This is a genomic window from Glutamicibacter sp. TV12E, from assembly GCF_052441935.1.
GTDB lineage: Bacteria > Actinomycetota > Actinomycetes > Actinomycetales > Micrococcaceae > Glutamicibacter.
The window spans coordinates 1,372,239-1,388,744 of record NZ_JBQVVF010000001.1 but is presented as its reverse complement, the minus strand read 5'-3'; the positions used below and the strand labels follow the sequence as shown (position 1 = coordinate 1,388,744).

Sequence of the window (16,506 nt, the reverse complement as noted above, 5' to 3'; positions counted from 1 at the left end):
TCAAAGCCGGTCTCCGAGGATGCATTTGCCGTGGATCTCTTGCTAGGTTGGCAGTCCAGCCAACGAAAGGGATGGAATTATGACTGCAAATAACTCTGACGCATTCCTGAACAAGGACGAAGCCGAAGTCCCCGATACCATTTCCGACCCTGCGCTGAATGATGAGGTTGGCCAGGACTGGACCGACGAAGGCGGGGCGACTCCGGCTGGCGCGGCCATCGACGGCACCGAAACCTAGGGGCCAACTAGCTCAGCCGCTGCGGCGGGATGTTCCTGGACGGAGCATCCCGCCGCAGCGTGCGTTAACCGGTGGCCACAGTCGGTCATGCTAGCGTTTTTGCGAAAGCACTATTGCCGTTACATCTTCTAGGGACCTTCACGCCATGGCCACTCAATCAGATCTCGGCAGCGTCTCCCTTCCCCAGATCGCCGCTGTTATCACCGTCGTCGACTACGGATCCTTCACCGCGGCTGCCGACATCCTGGGCATCTCGCAGCCTTCCCTTTCCCGCCGGATCCAGTCTCTCGAACAGAGCCTGGGCATGCCGATATTCCGTGCGGCAGGGCGCACGATGCAGCTGACCGCTGCCGGCCGCGGCATAGTCCCCGCTGGGCGTCGAATGCTCGACGAGCTGGCCTCGATCAATGCCCTGGGTGCTTCGACCAGGGCACTGAAAACTGGTTCCCTGCGCATCGCTGGCCTGCCGTCACTCATTGGCAGCGTGCTGCCAGAGTATGCAGGCAAATTCCACCAAAAGCATCCCGGGGTGCATTTGGAAATCCTCAGCGTCCAGGACCACGATGAACTGGTGGAGGCGATTCGCCTGGGCAGCGCCGATGCGGCCTTCGGCGTCAGCCACGCAGTCCCCGCAGACTTGGAAACCCACCTGGTCTGCCACCAGGAATTCTCGGCAGTGCTCCCCGCAGATCTGGACGCCGCCAACGAGCTCGACGCGCAGCTGCTTAGGGATTTGACCCTGGTCAGCCTGCCCCAGCCCACCTCCATCCGCAAGGTGACCGATGAGGTTTACCGTTCGCTTGGCTGCACCCCGCCGCGGATCATCACCACGGTTCAGCGCGATGCCCTGGTGCCTCTGAGCATTGCCAGCGGCGGGATCACGATGATCCCCAGCACAATGGCCAGCACGGCGGAAGTCTATGGCGGAAAGCAGCTGGCGCTGCCGGCTGGAACCGGCAGGGCCATCGGTGTGATCTACCGCCGCGACCCGTTCCAGAATCCTGCACTGGCAGAGTTCTTGCACTTCTTGTGAGTCATTGCACCGGCACGGGGGTTTGCCGTGCAGTGATTGGCCTGCGCGTCCTGCCATAGCTTCGATGCATGGATCCGATCGCCAATTCTATTGGTGCAACTCATGGCTCTCGTGATCGTCTGGAAGTTGACCCATGACCAGATGAAGAACGCAGGAGGCCCATAGATGACCGAGCTTCGAATCCGACCTCGCCGCCGGCGCATCACGCTTCTGCTCGTCTTTGCACTGGTCATTGCCCTGGTTGTCGCCGCAAGCGGGCTTTGGTTCAAGCTGCAGGGCAACATCTCCACAGCATCCATGCGCAACTCCGAATCCGCCGCCCCCGATTCGAGCCACGGGCTGAATCTGCTGCTGCTCGGCTCCGATACCCGCGACCTTGAAGCCTCGGGGTTTGGCAAGGGCAGCGGTGCCCGCAGCGACTCCATGGTGCTGGTCCATGTGGCCGCGGGCAACAAGCGCATCGACGCGGTGCAGATTCCGCGTGACACCCTGGTTGACATGCCGGCCTGCGAAGACACCGGGCATGGATCCTCGTCCGGTGGCGTGGCCATGATCAACTCGGCGCTGAATTACGGTCCGGCCTGCTCGGTGGCCGCCGTTGAGGCGTTGACCGGGGTGCAGCTGAACCACTTCATCGAGATCAATTTCGAAGGCTTCATCTCCATTGTGGATGCGCTGGGCGGAGTCAATGTCTGCCTGCCGCAGCCCATGAAGGACCCCAAGGCCAAGCTCGATCTACCAGCCGGGGACCAGAAGGTCGATGGCACCGGTGCCCTGGCTCTGGCCCGAACCCGCCACGCTGTGGGCGATGGCAGCGACATCGCCCGGCTGGGCCACCAGCAAATGGTCATGTCTGCCATCGTCCAGCAGGCTACCAGCCGCGAAACGCTCGCCCGCCCGGACCGGTTGTACTCGTTCCTGGACGCGGCCACCTCGTCCCTGACGGTCGACCCCGGCTTGAGCTCGCTCTCGGATCTCACGGCCTTGGCGGCCCGGGCCCAAGCAGTTCCTTCCGATAACATCACCTTCATGACCATGCCCTGGTCGCCGGCACCGCAGAACCGCAATCGCGTAGTCCCCTCCGCAGACGCAGAATCACTTTTTGCGAGCCTCAGGGAAGACTCGCCGATCGCCCTCGCAGGCACAAAGTCCGGCAAGAACTCCGATGCTGGCGCGGCCGCCGCAGGCAATGGCCGCGAAGCGAACGTGCACATCACCAATGCTGCCCGGGTCGCGAATCTCGCCGGCGACTACGCCAAGAAGGCCAGCGAGCAAGGGTTCACGGTGTCCGGTGTCGGCAATGCGGCGAGCGTGCAGAGCGCTACCACCTTGCTGGCAGCCGACACCGTTCAGGCGCAGCAAACCGCCGTGGCCCTGGCCAAAGACTTGAACCTGGATCTCAAGCCGGTGACCGCGGCTATTGACGGTGTCCAGTTGCACCTGGGCCAGGACTACCAGAGCGTAGAGAAGCCGGAAAAGTCACCGGTGAAAACCACCAATCGCAAGGCCAGCCAAAGCCTGTGCGGCTAACCGTCCGGGTCTAGAACTCCGCGTCCAAGTTCTCGTTGATTTCCTCGATGCTGAACACTGCCGGGTCGAAATCCTCGCCTGGGTATAGTGACGCGTCTTCAGGAATTACGTCATCCATCATGGTCAGCGGCTGCTCATTCTTCAGTTCTTCGACCATCTCGTTCCAGTTCAGCGCTCCACCGCTATCTTCCAGCGGCGCCATACGGCGTCCACCGATGCACCGCGGCAGCTGGCCGTCATCGGCCTTGAGGACGTCCTCGACCTCGATACCGATCCGCCAGTCATCGCCGAAGTCATACGCGTAGGCCAGGCGGTCCTTGGGCTGTTTGAACAGCTTGGAGAGCAGTACCGTCGACTCGTCGATATCGCTCTTCATATGCGGGTTCTGTGGACCATAACTGACCTTGTAGTTCTTCCCGTAGAACTGGTGCAGGTGCGTATCGGACCAGTCGAAGCTGATCTGGATGATGTCGTGCAGGTCGGCCAGATTCAGGTCGGCGGGCACCATCACGCGGCGCCAGATGGGCGGCTTGGCTTCGCGCAGGGTGAGCTTGAGCTGCAGCGCCTTGCCGGTGTATGGTTCGGTGCGCTTCAGGCGCTTGGGCTCTTCCTGGAGCTCTTCGGATTCCGCAAAAAGGTTTGCCATGTCCGGTTCCAAGGGCGCATCGCCTCCTGGTTCTTCGCTGTCGAGGTCGGTCAATGCCAGGCGGACAATGCCCGGAATGCCGTAGGTGCTTCCTTCGTTCACCAAGCCAAGGGAACGCAACAGCTCCATGCGCTGATGCGCACCGGCCCAAGCAGCTTCCGGGAACAACTCGTCGCGGGCTGCAGCAACCGAATGCGCTTTGCCGTCAACCGCCTCCAGCAACCAGAGGTTCGCTAGGCCCCACGACTCAAGTCCCGCCTCATCGCTGCGCTCTGGCTGCTCCAGAACCAGGTCAAGAACGGTTTTGAGATAGGCGTAATTGCTCTCGAAGGAGGTCGCAGTGTCCGCTGCGATGAAGTCGCGTGCGTTTTTGCCGTATTCCGGGACAGCAGCGATTTTGGTGTCCAGCGCTCCAGCCCTTTCGAGGGCGGAAAGCAGCACCGCGGCAACGTTGTTCCGGCTCGAAGCTTCAAGATCCTTCGGGAATAGCCCGCGCACCGCGTGGGCTGCTTGGGGAATGAATTCCGGGCCGGGGCCAGCCGCCCAGTAGCTATGGCCGGCGGTGGTGGCCCAGGCAAGGAGCACGCGGCCCATTTTGGAGACCTGCATTTGGGCGATTTCAGCCACCGCGGCCTCTGCGGTTTCTGGAACATCCAACGGCTTCTTTGCGCTTGGCTCGTTGAACGGGTCATCGGAATTGATCGATTCCAGCAGCCATTCAAGACCCGCTGGGTCACCATCCCATAGTCCGTTTTCGCGCAAGAAGTCCAGGTAGACGGTCCACGCGGTGAACACGAGATCGCGCAGTTCCCCGGAGTCATCATCCGGGTCCTCGGCTTCTTCAAATTCGATGGTCGCGGTCAGCACGGTGAAGAGCTGCGGCGGATCAAAATCGGTGACGCTGCGCAGTTCTATTGCCTCGGCGTAGAAGCCCAGCGTTTCGCCCACTGCGGCCAACACCATGGGAGCCAGCTCGCTATCCCCATGCTGGGCTTCAAGCCACCGGGTGAACTGCACCGCGAGGGCGTCCAAACCGCGCTTCACTTTCGCCCGCTCTATTGAGATGACATCCCCTTGCAGGCGTGCCGGGTGCCCTTGCTTGGGCTTCTGCTTCTTCTTTTTCTTGGCCACCGAGCTGCTCCCCTGATCACTTTTCTCTTACCTCTAGGCTACGTGCCAACTGGCTCATGCGAGGGGGAACGAACCGCGTTGCCTCAACAGCGAACAGCAAAGAGCCATCTGCCTGCATCACTGCTTCCGCATGATTCGGGAGACAAAGTTTCTCCCCTCCCGGCGACGCGTTGGAGCCTCCGGCCAATGGCACCTAGGACTTGAAGGAGCGCTGCATCTCCCCTTCGGCACTCAGGCGGGTTTGCTCGGCAACTTTGATGACTCGGTCAATGACGGTTCGCGTGCTTACCCTGGTCCGGGCTTCGGGCCGGGTCAGAATATCAATCTGGCGCCCAAGCGAGAGGTCCGCCAGCGGGCGGAGCACTACCTGTTTCCGGAAGTTCGGCGTCAGCCCGGTATATCGAGGCAGCAACCCGACTATTCGGGTTTCGGCAATAATAGCGGCGACCAGGTTGAACTCGTTCACGCGATGCGCGATCTGGATTGGGTTGCCGGCACTGGCAAACATCGCTTGCACGAGCAGCGGCTCCAGAGCGAACCCCTCATGCGCCGCGACCCAGGTTTCACCTGCTAGGTCAGCCAGGCGCACGGTATCCTGCTGCGCCAAGGGATGCTCGCGGTGCAGTGCCACATCGATTGGCTCTTGCAGGACAGGCGTAACGTGCACCCTGTTGCCCGGCCAGGATTCTGAGGCCAGCGGACGGTGCGCAATGACCACATCATGGTCGGAGACCAGATTGGCGAACTCGTTGATCGAAACGTCTTCATCCCGGCAGCGGACCATGGGCCCATCCGGATCGTTCAAGCCGCTGGCGATCAGCGCCGGAAACCAGGCAAGACCGGCACTGTGGAAGGCGGTAACAGAAACGGTCTCTCTGGAGCCCGTCAGATACTCCGAGACGGAATTCTCGGCACGGGCAAGGGCCTCCAGCACTTCGCCACCGGCATCCGCAAGCCGTTCTCCGGCAGGAGTGAGCACCAGTACGCGGCCCCGTTGTTCGGTCAGCGGGATGGGCACGCTTCGTTGCAACGCAGCCAGCTGCTGCGATACGGCAGATGGGGACAAATGCAATGCTTGGGATACCGCGGTAACAGAACCCCTGTCTCTTAGTTCGCGCAGGGTTCGAAGATGATGCACTTCCATGAAGTTTAGCTTACTGGATGTTGAAGATAATGGCCGTTGTTCTTAATGGTTGAGCTTTCTACAGTAATAACATGCCTAGTGTTCCACCGACAGTCCGCCGCGTCCTTCCCGATGTCCTCCTGCTGCTCATTGCAATAATGTGGGGCGGCAGCTACTTGGCAGCCCAGGATCTTGCGGACGCCTCATCTGCCGCAGCCGTAATGTGCATCAGGTTCCTTCCCTCAGCGGTGATCCTGCTTTCCATCAATTTCGCCCGGCCCGCTGTTCGGCTCCGGGACTCGACCCTGCCCGGCATCCTTCTGGGTATCTTGCGTACCGCGACCATTGCGCTGGAAACCATTGGCGTCACGCTCACCAGTGCCACCAATGCCGGACTCATCATCGCCGTTTCCATTCTCTTCACCCCAATCCTCGAATCCCTGCACGCCAAGAGGCGGCTTTCAGCATCCTTGGCCGCCAGTGTCCTGCTTGCCCTGCTCGGGATTGCGCTGCTCGTGGGCGGCAACGGATTCTCCGGGATCAATCCGGGAGATGGATTGATGCTCGCCGCTGCGGCCACGCGGGCCCTGCTCGGTGTTGCCGAGGCACGGTTCACCGTTGGACGGAAGGCCGATGTGCTGGGATTGACCACAGTTGAGATCGCTTTCGGAGCGGTGATTTTCACCGTGTGGGGAAGCAATTCGTTGATGGAACATTTGCCGGGGTTCAGCGTCGCGAACTGGTTGACCGTTGTTTACCTCTGCTTGGGCTGCACCATCTTTTCCTTCCTGGGCCAGCTGTGGGCCACAAAGCACACGTCGGCTTCACGCGCCGGCATGCTTCTTGGCACAGAACCAGGATGGGCGCTCTTCGCCGGAGTGCTCTTGGCTGGCGACAAAATCAGCGCGCTGGGATACGTGGGAGCACTGGTGCTTCTTGTTGCCACTTGGTGGGGTGCACGGGCCGAACAGAGATGGCGGGAAGGAGCCCCAGCAATCAACAAGAACCTCGCTCGGGAAACAGCACAAGCTGGCCGAAACTGAGCCGGCGCGCAGAAGTTATCACTCCAGGCCGCGCTCATATCCATGACGAAATCTTTATTGCGCTAAGGCCCGCGTTGGTAGGGTGGCAACATGATCAATACTGCGCAATTGCACTCGGATCTCTCCCGGCTTGCTCGCGAAACTGCGATGATGTCCGCTACGGTGCATGCCTTGTCCGCCGAAGAATTAGCTGCCGAATCCTTGTGCGAGGGCTGGAGCCGCGCCCACGTCATCGCGCACCTGGCTTCCAATGGCCGCACCCTGGTGAAACTTGTCGACTGGGCCACCAGTGGAGAGCCGCAAAAACTCTATGCGTCGCAGGAAGCTCGCAACGCCGAAATCGACCAGCTGGCCGCGCTGCCCCGCGAGGAACTGCTCGCTACTTTCGACGAATCTGCGAACTACTTCGCGCAGCAGTGCGAGCGCCTGGCTGGTGAGCTAGCTGTGGAAGAAGTCGACCTGCACGGCAAGATCATCCCGGCCGCTGACATCGTGGCCTTGCGGATCACTGAAGTGGCCATCCACCATCACGATCTCGATACCGCCTGGACCATTGGGGAAGCCGATCCGGCTTCCCAAAAAGATGCCATCCAGGCTGCAGTGCGCACCATGCGCGCCAAAAATGCTCCAGGCATGACACTTCTCAGCGAAGAAGGCGACACTTGGGTCGTCGGCGATGGCTCGCTGACCGTCCGCGCCAACCGCGCAGGCTTGTCTGAATGGCTGGCCCGGGGCAATACCCGCAACATCAAAGCCGACGGACCGATTCCCGGCCTTCCAACCTGGTAGCCGCCTCGCCCACGTGTGCCCACCCGTGATTTTGCCTTGGCTAACCGGGAGAATGGGCATGGCCCGCTCGTCCAGCTGAAAAGGAACCGGTCTTGATCCCCGTTATTGTGCTCACCGGATATCTCGGCGCGGGCAAAACCAGTCTGCTCAATGGCTTGTTGACCCGTCCGGGAACCCGAGTTGGAGTGATCATCAACGATATCGGCAAGATCAATGTCGATACCGGCCTGATCACCGGGCAGATTGATGCCGCCGAATCCATTGCCGGCGGCTGCGTGTGCTGCCTTCCGGACAGTGGCGGGCTGGACGAGCTGTTGGAAAAGCTGGCCCAGCCAAAGCTCCGCTTGGACGCAATCATCGTTGAAGCCAGCGGTGCCGCCGACCCGATCAATGTGGATCGGCTCCTGCGCTACGGCAACGCGCCCGGAGTGCGCCCCGGAGGCATCATCGATGTCATCGACGCGGTGCAGCACGAACATACGGTGGACACCGCAGCCATGGCGCCTGCCCGTTTCACCGCGGCCAGCCTCGTGGTGGTCAACAAGCTGGATATGCTCCCGGAAAAGACGAGGGACGCGACCTTCGCGCGGATCAGCGACAGGGTCCGCGAGGCGAACCCGCAGGTGGCCATCGTTCCAGCTTCGCACGCCGCCATAGATCCTCAGCTGGTCTTTGATATCGCCATGAATGAAGATCCGTCGGATGAGCTTCCCCTGGCCGCTGCTTCACGGGCCGAACATGACCACAGCCATGCGCCGCATGCCCACGCAGTCACCGTGCCCTGCCCCGAGCCGGCAGATCCGGGAGCCCTGCTGGATTTTCTCGAGAACCCGCCGGCAGACGCTTACCGGCTCAAGGGGCACGTGAAATTGCGGACCGGTCGCGGCACGCAACGCTTTCTGGTCAACATGGTCGGATGGCAACCACATCTTCAGTTGGCCACACCAGGTTCTGACCCTGCCGATGACGCCTTGGTAGCGGTTGGAGTGGAGTTGGATGAGCAACGGGTCGGTGATCTCTTGCGTATTTCGTTGCAACCAGCCCTCGCAGAACCGACCTCGCAAAGTCTCACGCGTCTTGAGCGTCGCTTGATCCTCAGTTCACCCGCTGAACAGCGTCAAGACGTGCGGATCGACGACGACGAATCTGTGACTAGTTGAGCGCGGAATTGTAGTTGATGAGCAGCCGGCGATTTCAGAAACCGAGTGCTTACCGGCATTAATTCGGACTGATTGTAATTGTGGGCAAATAAAACCGGGGCCAGCACCTGCGCAAAACCCGTTGCACCGGCCCGCCATGTCCTGGTAAAGATGAAACATCACTCGGACAGTGAATCGGATACGGCGTGCCGGCAATGCGGCGGGTTGCGCGGGTACTGGCCCCGGAAGATTATTGTCGCGCCAGCTTACAACGCGATCTGGCGGTTCTGGTCCTTGTAGAGCAGGTAGCGGAAGTTGTCCGGGCCGCCGGCGTAGCAAGCCTGCGGGCAGAAGGCACGCAGAGACATGTAGTCCCCGGCCTCAACCTCAACCCAGTCGCCGTTCAGGCGGTACACGCCCTTGCCCTCCAGCACGTACAGGCCGTGCTCCATGACGTGGGTTTCGGCGAATGGGATGGATGCGCCCGGCTCGAAGGTCACGATGTTCACGCCGAAGTCGAAGGCCACATCGTTCGGGTCGAGCATGCGGGTGGTGCGCCATTTGCCATCGGTGCCTGGCATGGCACCGGGCTCGACGTCCCGCTCGTTGCCAACCACTGGGCCCGGGGCATCCACGCCAGCCAGTGGCTCGTAGCGCTTGCGCAGCCAGTGGAAACTGGTGAGCTCCGTGCCGTCATTGCGTGCCGACCAGGTGGCCCCTGCTGGCAGGTAGGCGAAGCCGCCGTCTTCGAGCACATGCTCGGTGCCTTCGATGACCACGGTCAGCTGGCCGGTGAGCACGAAGATGAAGCCCTGGACTTCTGCCTGCGGCTCAGGCTTGGTGGATCCGCCGCCTGGAGCAACTTCCACGATGGACTGGGCGAAGGTGGTGGCGCCGCCGGCGACCGGACGGTTCAAAACCCAGGCGCGGGTATTGGTCCACTCAGGGAAGACGCTGGTGACGATGTCGCGCAGCACGCCCTTGGGGATGACCGTGTAGGCCTCGGTAACGATGGCGCGATCGGTGAGCAGATCGCTCTGCGGCGGGTGCCCTCCGAAGTTAGCGAAATAGGATGAGGAGTTCTGGATTGCTGGAACAGTCATGACAGGATCCTTAGGCGTGGGAGCGATTCAGCGCGATCGCTTCAAGTTCGGACAGGGTGATCTGGGCTAGTTCGGCGACTTCCTCGGCGCTCACCGCACCACAGGTGACCCCGCGGTGGATGTAGCGGGCAAGGGCCCGGGCGGTGGCGGGCTCATCCATGATCGTGGAGCTGATCTGGTGGACGTAGTTGCGCAGGCGGGTGCCGGCCGCTTGCAAGCCCTCGCGGAAGAATGCGAAGGTGGCCAGGTAGCGGGTGGGCAGCTGGTTTTCGTGCAGGTCCCAGCCCTGGTAGATGCCGCGGGCCAGGTGGCGGGAGACCAGCCGGGCGTGCAGCGCCCAGGCTTCGGCCATATTTTCCGGGTCGCCGGCAGGGATGATATTGGTCGAGCCATCGGATAGCTCAACTCCGGTGCCGGCAACAGCTACCTGCATGACATCCTTGGCGTAGTCAGCCACCGGGTGTTCCATGGACTGATAGCCGGCGGCCACGCCCAGTGAGGCGGAGTAGTCGTAGGTGCCGTAGTGCAGGGAAGATACCCGGCCTTGGCCTGCGTGGATCAGCTGGGCCACGGGGTGGGTGCCGTCGGCGGCGATGATCACCTGCGGGGTTTCAACCTGGACTTCGAAGCGGATCTTGCCCGTTTCAAGGCCGTGGGCTTGCTCCAGCTGTTCGGCGAGCAGCACCATGGCCTTGACCTGGTCCACAGTGGTGACCTTGGGCAGGGTCAACCGCAAGCCAGCAGGCAGTTCCCCATGGGAAAGGAGCTGCGAAATAAACAGCCCCAGGGTGCGGATGCCGCGGGCCCGGGTCGGAGCTTCGAAGCATTTGAAGCGGATACCGATGAAGGAGGGAGCCTTGTTGGCGGCCACGGCCGCAGCGAGCGAGTCGGCCGCGGCCAGCACGGCTGCGTCCTCCTCGGCATCGCTGCGATTGCCGAAGCCGTCTTCAAAGTCGATGCGCAAGTCTTCGATGGGTTCGCTGGCCAGCTTGTCGGCCACCAGCTCCGCCAGGCGCTGCGGCTCGGCCAGGTTCAGCTTGGCCGCCAAGGCGGACAGGCCCATGAGGCCGCCGGCAGCCGCAATGGCGTTCCGGCCCCAGGCCGCAGGCAGGTCGGGGGTGTACTTGTCGCCCGGAACATACACGGTATGGATGGGCTGGCGTGCCCCGGAATCGCCCGGGTAGGACTGTTCCAGCAGCTGGTCTGTGCCGGCCAGCAGCGTTTCTACGCTGCCCAGCGTGGACTCATCGAAGGGGTTGATCATGGCTTGCTCACGTACTCCTTTTCCAACAGTTCATATGCGCCAGTGGTGAGGAAGTCTGCGAAGTCCTCATCCTTGCCGCTGGTCAGGGTGGCGATCAGCTGTGCAGCTGGCTCGTAGTAGGCCTTGAAGTGTTCGTCATTGCCGACTTCGCCGCGCAGGCGTTCCACCTCTTCGCCCAGAATGGTGGACACCAACTCTGCGGTGATGGTGTTGCCCGTGTCGGCAGCCACCACCTCATTGCGGATCTGCTGCCAGATCTGCGATCGGGAGATCTCGGCGGTGGCAGCATCTTCCATCAGGTTGTGGATGGCCACAGCGCCGTTGCCCGAAAGCCAAACAGCGGTGTAGGCCACGGCCACGTAGAGGTTGGCACGCACGCCGGCTTCGGTGACATCGCCCGGGGCACTGGAGACGTCGAGCAGCTGGGCTGCGGTGACCTCGACTTCTGGACGCTGGCGGTCGATCTGGTTTGGCTTCTCGCCGAGCTTGGCGTCGAAGACTTCCTTGCAGATGCCCACCAGATCCGGGTGGGCTACCCAAGAGCCGTCGAATCCGTCGTTGGCTTCGCGGGTCTTGTCATCGCGGACCTTCCCGAAGGCAGCCGCGGTGACTTCTGGTTCGCGGCGGTTCGGGATGACTGCGGCCATGCCGCCCATGGCGAAGGCTCCGCGCTTGTGGCAGGTCTTCACCAGCAGTTCGGTGTAGGCACGCATCATCGGTGCGGTCATCGAGACTGCGGAGCGGTCCGGCATGATGAATCCCTCGCCGGCTTCGCGGAAGGTCTTGATGATGGAGAACAGGTAGTCCCAGCGGCCGGCGTTCAGGCCCGAGGCGTGTTCGCGCAGCTCGTAGAGGAATTCTTCCATCTGGAATGCAGCTGGAATCGTTTCGATGAGCATGGTGGCGCGCACGGTGCCATGCGCAATGCCCAGCTCTGCCTGGGCGAAGGTGAAGATCTCGTTCCACAGGCGGGCTTCGAGGTAGTGCTCCATCTTCGGCAGGTAGTAGAACGGTCCCTGTCCGGACTCGGCGAGCAGCTTGGCATTGTGGAAGAAGTGCAAACCGAAGTCCACCAAGGCGCCGACGGCAGGCTTGCCGTCCACGAGCACGTTGTTTTCCGTCATGTGCCAGCCGCGTGGGCGAACCACGACCACTGCGCGTGGCGCGTCGGTGCGCAGCTCATAGGACTTGCCGGTCTTGGCGTCGGTGTAGGCCAGGGTGCCGCGGGCGGCAGCCGACAGGTTGGAGATCGCGTCGATGACGTTGAACCAGCTCGGAGTGGAAGCGTCTTCCAGATCGGCCAGCCAGACCTTGGCACCGGAGTTCAGGGCGTTGATGGCCATCTTGGCTGGGGAGGCCGGCCCGGTGATTTCTACCCGGCGGTCGCGCAGCGCTTCTGGAGCTTCAGCGACTTTCCAGTCGCCGGTGCGCACCGATTCGGTCTGCGGGTCGAAGTCGATGGCCTTGGCATCGGAGAATTCTTTGCGGCGCACCGATCGGGCGGCCAGCAGCTCGTCGCGCGTTCCGGCGAACTTCTGGTGCAGCTTCTGGATGAAAGCTAGGGCGTCATCGGAGAGGATCTGCTGGGCATCAGCGACATCAGGGATGCTGGTAATTGAAATACTCATGAGTTGTTCCTTAACCTCTTGTGCTCTTTTGCACTGCTCTGTTCCATGTATGGATGCTTTGACATGCACCCAATTGTCTTGCTGCAACCTGCTCTGCCGTGACGGCATCGGCTGCCAGTTCATGATCTCGGCGATCCAAAAGATTTCCGTATAGTGGATACTATTATCCTCAAAATGAAAATGCAAGGGGTGCTTGGAACCTTTTGCACGGATTTTTGTCGATAAATTATCGGATCGTGGAAGAAATGCCGGTTTTTAGGCTATTGTTGAGACGAGGATTTCGCATCGTAGAACTTACGCGTGAGCTACTTCCAAAATGAGTGCCTTAACTAAGGAGCAAAAGATGACGCAGACTTCCAGCAAGTCCACCACTGGCGGAGTGCAATCCGTTGAACGCGCATTTGAGCTTCTCGAAGTCATCGCCCGCGCCGGCGGCGAGGCGGCGCTGAGTGAACTGGCCGCCGACACTCCCCTGCCGTTGCCGACGATCCACCGCCTGCTGCGCACCCTGGTAGGAGTCGGCTACGTCCGCCAGCTGCCCAACCGCCGCTATTCCCTGGGTCCGCGCTTGATTCGCCTGGGTGAAGTCGCCAACCGGCAGCTCGGCGCATTGGCTTCACCGGTACTCAAGGATCTAGTCGCCAAGCTTGGCGAATCAGCCAACATCGCCGTACTTGATGGCGATATGGTCACCTACATCGCCCAGGTGCAGTCTGCGCACTCGATGCGCATGATCACCGAAGTCGGACGCCGCGCCATGCTGCACAACTCCGGGGTCGGCAAGGCCGTGCTCTCGGTGCTTGACGATGAGCGCGTGCAGCGCCTGGTTTCCCAGGCCGGCATGCCGCCGAAGACCGCCAACACCATCACCACGCTGGGCAAGCTGTTCACCGATGTCGAGGCCACCCGCGAACGCGGCTACTCCATCGACGAGGAAGAGCAGGAATTGGGCGTGCGGTGCATCGCCGTCCCGGTTCCCGGGGCCCCGACCCCGATGGCCATTTCGGTCTCCGGGCCGGTCACCCGCGTAGATGAGGCTTTCATCAAGTCCGCGGTGCCGGTGCTGCAAGAAGCAGCCAAGGAACTCGGCGTGCAACTAGTTGCTGCTGCCGACTGATCATTATTCGGCGCTTTCAGCGTGCAAACGCCCGCCTCAGCGATCCGAGAACTCGGTTCGCTGAGGCGGGCGTTGAAATTTTCCAATCTATGAGGACTTCTTCGACGCCACTTTAAAGTAGTTCACCAGCACTTAATCGCCAATGGACATTGCCGAGGGCGCTGCTGGCTCCCGAGGAACTACAACTAAGCGTTGCTCAGGAATCAGCCTTAGGGGCCTTCACTGCCAACTTGTTGATTAGTGGCGACAGGACCAGATATCCCAGGGTTGCGGTGACGGATGCCACCAGCGCCGCCTGGTATTCAGTCATTACCAGCCGGTAGCAGCCGAGCAGGACGACGAACGACAGAAGCGTCTGTAACGCCTGGGTTGCGACCTTGCTTGCACTGTTAAATATTGTGAGGACGATTCGATCGGATATTTCGCCTAGAACCAGGGTAACCAAGACAAAACCTATGGTTAGTAGTGGCGACCAGAGAAGTATGCCGTGTTTAGGCGCGCCCAGTTGAGGGAACCACAGCGGTGTGAAAAATCCAAGCAGTACTGGCAGTCCAGCTGCAATGGTTACGAGCGATAGGTAAAACCCGAATCCGAACTTTTCTGATGTCTTTAGTGTGCTCATTAGTACCTAAGGTTGTTGGGCCTGCTCATACCCCTGCAAAGAAGACCACCCAAGTTGCGGCAGCCTCTGCCACGTCATAAGGGACACCGAGTGCCACCAGACCGGTGATGATGGGTCCTTCTTGCCAGTTTTGGAGATCATCGAGGAAGTTGGCAATTCTATTCGCGTAGGGGCGCATAGCCTTGGGCAGCTTATCGGCGCCGTATCGAAGTGCGATAAGTGCAGTTTTTTTGGCGATCGAAGTGATGACGTTTGCTGGCTTGGCGACACTTATAGACCCTGATCTTTGTGCTGCCATGGAGTTTGCGACTCGTGCCGAGGAAACGTCGGAGGCACCGGAAGCGCGTTTTGCAATTTCTTTCCAGTCGCTTGCTGTCAATGACCATGAAGTGCTTGTAACGTTCTGGATAGCTCCCGCTGCATTGGCGGATGGAGCCGAGGGGGAAGCATTGGCCACTACTGGAGTCAATACCAAAGCTGCAGAGACTGATGCAGCTACAGAGAGGCGAAGAACTTTTGATTTCATAAATTCATCCTAGATTAGTGTAAATGTTGTCAGGAAATACTCTATTATTTATCTCTATCCACTGTAAATAATACTTTTGTAGGATGCCGGCCAAGGTGTTCTCGAAGATTCAAGGTCGGATCGCCTGCCGTTATGGGAACGTCTCAGGAAGAACATACTCGGCGAACCGCTCGCGATCGTGGACAGGATCCGAAAATTCGCGGTTTCCTTGGGCACCATCCATGTCCTCGATGATCTTAAGGTGCGAATTCAACTCCATCGGTAGCCACCACTGTCATCAGCACCAGGGGAATCAGCACGATGCCCGCAATGGCGGCCAGTGTCGAAAAGGAACTCAGCGCCATCAAAGGGCCGGCTGCAAAAGCAGCTGTCGCGCCGCAGAGGTTGGAGAGCGCATCGACACCGCCCTGCACCGAGGCGCGGTCGTGCTTGCTGATCACCGTGGCAAACAAGGCGGATCCGGCAACGTTGATAAAGGACCAGCCCACACCAAGCAGAATCAGGCTGGCCATGATCCATCCCATGTTTTGCGGGTGCAACCCTCCGGCCAGAAGCGAGCCGGCAAAAATCGCCAGTCCTACGGCAATGGAGAAGCGATAGCCCCAGCGATCTGCCACGTAGCCGACCAAAGGCGCCAGCGCATACATGCCAAGAATATGCAGCGAGATGGTCACCCCGACCAGCGAAACCGAGCCGCCATGATGGGTGACGTGAATCGGCGTCATCGTCATGATGGCCACCATCACCACCTGCGCGCTGAGGATCGCCACCACGGCATAGCGTGCGCGCTGGTTGTTGCGCAGCTCGGCGGCAAAGCGCTTGAGGCCGCCTCGATGGCGAACAGGCAGCGCCGCGCCTGCCAATTGGTCAGTATCACGGTTGAGCAATAGGGGGTCCGGGCGCAGGAGGAGGAATACCAACAGGCCAGCAACCAGCATGGCGACACCTGCAATGAGAAACGCCCCGGCGTAGACGTGCAGTCCGGTCGCGTCGCTGATCCGCTGCGCAGGAATGCCTAGATTTGGGCCCAAGACTGTGCCGATGGTTCCCACCCATACGATCAGGGCCAGGCTGCGCCCCTTCTGGTCATCAGCAGCCAGATCCGTCGCGGCAAAGCGTGCCTGCAAGCTGATGGCCGACCCCGAACCAATCAACAGCAAACCACCAAAGAGCGGAATCACCAGCTGGTACTGGGCCGCGGGAACCAGCAGCAAGGCGCCGAGGGCCGCCAGCCACCAACCGCTAGCCAGGGCAATGCGACGGCCGAATCGCGCTGCCAGGTTGCCTAGAGGCAGTCCCAGCAGAGCCGCGCCAAGGGTGCTGGCTGTGCGGGCAAGGCCCGCCCAGGCTTCGCTGGAGGTGGCCTCTTCAGCTAGCAGGATACCGATGGACGGGGCGACGCCCACTCCGATGGTCCCAAAGATCTGGGAGACGGCAAGGATCCACAATGTTCTTTTCTGAACCGTTCTGCGAGTCAGCTCGATCATTTCTCTCGCCCTTCCTTACACCTCTAGGCAACCAACGTTTTTGCTGCCGTCGCCAGAGTACGCGAGCGCAGTGGGCCAACGACCGCG

Annotated in this window: 15 protein-coding genes; 7 read left to right on the top strand and 8 right to left on the bottom strand. The window is 60.8% G+C overall.

Features of this window, described 5'->3' with window-relative positions:
* The first annotated feature begins 79 nt into the window (after positions 1-79).
* From ACT7DV_RS06490 to ACT7DV_RS06480, 3 genes are all read left to right on the top strand, one after another.
* Positions 80-238, top strand: a complete 159-nt coding sequence (locus ACT7DV_RS06490; RefSeq protein WP_444661417.1) for a hypothetical protein — start codon at positions 80-82, stop codon at positions 236-238.
* Between the two features lie 145 nt (positions 239-383).
* The gene (locus tag ACT7DV_RS06485) at positions 384-1,271 is read left to right on the top strand and encodes a LysR family transcriptional regulator (protein WP_444661416.1); all 888 of its coding nucleotides are present in this window, start codon (positions 384-386) and stop codon (positions 1,269-1,271) included.
* A 165-nt stretch (positions 1,272-1,436) separates the two neighbouring features.
* Positions 1,437-2,801, top strand: a complete 1,365-nt coding sequence (locus ACT7DV_RS06480) for an LCP family protein (RefSeq protein WP_444661415.1) — start codon at positions 1,437-1,439, stop codon at positions 2,799-2,801.
* A 10-nt stretch (positions 2,802-2,811) separates the two neighbouring features.
* Here the strand turns inward: ACT7DV_RS06480 and ACT7DV_RS06475 are convergent, their stop codons facing one another.
* Both ACT7DV_RS06475 and ACT7DV_RS06470 read right to left on the bottom strand, forming a co-directional pair.
* Positions 2,812-4,578: a plasmid pRiA4b ORF-3 family protein gene (locus tag ACT7DV_RS06475; protein ID WP_444661414.1), complete on the bottom strand. Its 1,767-nt coding sequence runs from the start codon at positions 4,576-4,578 to the stop codon at positions 2,812-2,814.
* A 193-nt stretch (positions 4,579-4,771) separates the two neighbouring features.
* Positions 4,772-5,722 (bottom strand): LysR family transcriptional regulator, encoded by a 951-nt coding sequence (locus tag ACT7DV_RS06470; protein ID WP_444661413.1) that lies wholly within the window; start codon positions 5,720-5,722, stop codon positions 4,772-4,774.
* A 71-nt stretch (positions 5,723-5,793) separates the two neighbouring features.
* Here ACT7DV_RS06470 and ACT7DV_RS06465 point away from each other — a divergent pair, with 71 nt between their 5' ends.
* From ACT7DV_RS06465 to ACT7DV_RS06455, 3 genes are all read left to right on the top strand, one after another.
* The gene (locus ACT7DV_RS06465) at positions 5,794-6,744 is read left to right on the top strand and encodes a DMT family transporter (RefSeq protein WP_444661412.1); all 951 of its coding nucleotides are present in this window, start codon (positions 5,794-5,796) and stop codon (positions 6,742-6,744) included.
* Positions 6,745-6,834: 90 nt separating this feature from the next.
* On the top strand, positions 6,835-7,533 hold the full coding sequence (locus ACT7DV_RS06460) for a maleylpyruvate isomerase family mycothiol-dependent enzyme (protein WP_444661411.1): 699 nt from the start codon (positions 6,835-6,837) through the stop codon (positions 7,531-7,533).
* A gap of 92 nt (positions 7,534-7,625) precedes the next feature.
* The gene (locus ACT7DV_RS06455; protein WP_444661410.1) at positions 7,626-8,693 is read left to right on the top strand and encodes a CobW family GTP-binding protein; all 1,068 of its coding nucleotides are present in this window, start codon (positions 7,626-7,628) and stop codon (positions 8,691-8,693) included.
* A 245-nt stretch (positions 8,694-8,938) separates the two neighbouring features.
* Here the strand turns inward: ACT7DV_RS06455 and ACT7DV_RS06450 are convergent, their stop codons facing one another.
* Genes ACT7DV_RS06450 through aceB form a run of 3 tightly spaced genes read right to left on the bottom strand, consistent with a single transcriptional unit; the run spans position 8,939 to position 12,667 of the window.
* Complete coding sequence (locus ACT7DV_RS06450) at positions 8,939-9,775, bottom strand: bifunctional allantoicase/(S)-ureidoglycine aminohydrolase (RefSeq protein ID WP_146277003.1); 837 nt, start codon at positions 9,773-9,775, stop codon at positions 8,939-8,941.
* Between the two features lie 10 nt (positions 9,776-9,785).
* Positions 9,786-11,039: a DUF6986 family protein gene (locus tag ACT7DV_RS06445; protein WP_444661409.1), complete on the bottom strand. Its 1,254-nt coding sequence runs from the start codon at positions 11,037-11,039 to the stop codon at positions 9,786-9,788.
* Positions 11,036-12,667, bottom strand: coding sequence for a malate synthase A (gene aceB / locus ACT7DV_RS06440; RefSeq protein WP_444661408.1), 1,632 nt, complete (start codon positions 12,665-12,667; stop codon positions 11,036-11,038). The genes ACT7DV_RS06445 and aceB overlap by 4 nt, the downstream gene beginning before the upstream one ends.
* A gap of 343 nt (positions 12,668-13,010) precedes the next feature.
* On the opposite strand from aceB, the gene ACT7DV_RS06435 reads away from it, so the two are divergent.
* Complete coding sequence (locus tag ACT7DV_RS06435) at positions 13,011-13,784, top strand: IclR family transcriptional regulator (protein WP_444661407.1); 774 nt, start codon at positions 13,011-13,013, stop codon at positions 13,782-13,784.
* A 196-nt stretch (positions 13,785-13,980) separates the two neighbouring features.
* Here the strand turns inward: ACT7DV_RS06435 and ACT7DV_RS06430 are convergent, their stop codons facing one another.
* The 3 genes from ACT7DV_RS06430 to ACT7DV_RS06420 form a co-directional block, all read right to left on the bottom strand.
* Positions 13,981-14,406, bottom strand: a complete 426-nt coding sequence (locus ACT7DV_RS06430) for a hypothetical protein (protein WP_444661406.1) — start codon at positions 14,404-14,406, stop codon at positions 13,981-13,983.
* A gap of 25 nt (positions 14,407-14,431) precedes the next feature.
* The gene (locus tag ACT7DV_RS06425; protein ID WP_444661405.1) at positions 14,432-14,932 is read right to left on the bottom strand and encodes a hypothetical protein; all 501 of its coding nucleotides are present in this window, start codon (positions 14,930-14,932) and stop codon (positions 14,432-14,434) included.
* Positions 14,933-15,168: 236 nt separating this feature from the next.
* Positions 15,169-16,419, bottom strand: a complete 1,251-nt coding sequence (locus ACT7DV_RS06420) for an MFS transporter (RefSeq protein WP_444661404.1) — start codon at positions 16,417-16,419, stop codon at positions 15,169-15,171.
* Positions 16,420-16,506: the final 87 nt, after the last annotated feature.

Bases quoted from the DNA above. Each gene is read 5' to 3' on its own strand.
- ACT7DV_RS06430 (WP_444661406.1), bottom strand. From the start codon at position 14,406: ATGAGCACACTAAAGACATCAGAAAAGTTCGGATTCGGGTTTTACCTA.
- ACT7DV_RS06490 (WP_444661417.1), top strand. From the start codon at position 80: ATGACTGCAAATAACTCTGACGCATTCCTGAACAAGGACGAAGCCGAA.
- ACT7DV_RS06480 (WP_444661415.1), top strand. From the start codon at position 1,437: ATGACCGAGCTTCGAATCCGACCTCGCCGCCGGCGCATCACGCTTCTG.
- ACT7DV_RS06435 (WP_444661407.1), top strand. From the start codon at position 13,011: ATGACGCAGACTTCCAGCAAGTCCACCACTGGCGGAGTGCAATCCGTT.
- ACT7DV_RS06425 (WP_444661405.1), bottom strand. From the start codon at position 14,932: ATGAAATCAAAAGTTCTTCGCCTCTCTGTAGCTGCATCAGTCTCTGCA.
- ACT7DV_RS06420 (WP_444661404.1), bottom strand. From the start codon at position 16,419: ATGATCGAGCTGACTCGCAGAACGGTTCAGAAAAGAACATTGTGGATC.
- aceB (WP_444661408.1), bottom strand. From the start codon at position 12,667: ATGAGTATTTCAATTACCAGCATCCCTGATGTCGCTGATGCCCAGCAG.
- ACT7DV_RS06485 (WP_444661416.1), top strand. From the start codon at position 384: ATGGCCACTCAATCAGATCTCGGCAGCGTCTCCCTTCCCCAGATCGCC.
- ACT7DV_RS06470 (WP_444661413.1), bottom strand. From the start codon at position 5,722: ATGGAAGTGCATCATCTTCGAACCCTGCGCGAACTAAGAGACAGGGGT.
- ACT7DV_RS06445 (WP_444661409.1), bottom strand. From the start codon at position 11,039: ATGATCAACCCCTTCGATGAGTCCACGCTGGGCAGCGTAGAAACGCTG.
- ACT7DV_RS06465 (WP_444661412.1), top strand. From the start codon at position 5,794: ATGCCTAGTGTTCCACCGACAGTCCGCCGCGTCCTTCCCGATGTCCTC.
- ACT7DV_RS06450 (WP_146277003.1), bottom strand. From the start codon at position 9,775: ATGACTGTTCCAGCAATCCAGAACTCCTCATCCTATTTCGCTAACTTC.
- ACT7DV_RS06460 (WP_444661411.1), top strand. From the start codon at position 6,835: ATGATCAATACTGCGCAATTGCACTCGGATCTCTCCCGGCTTGCTCGC.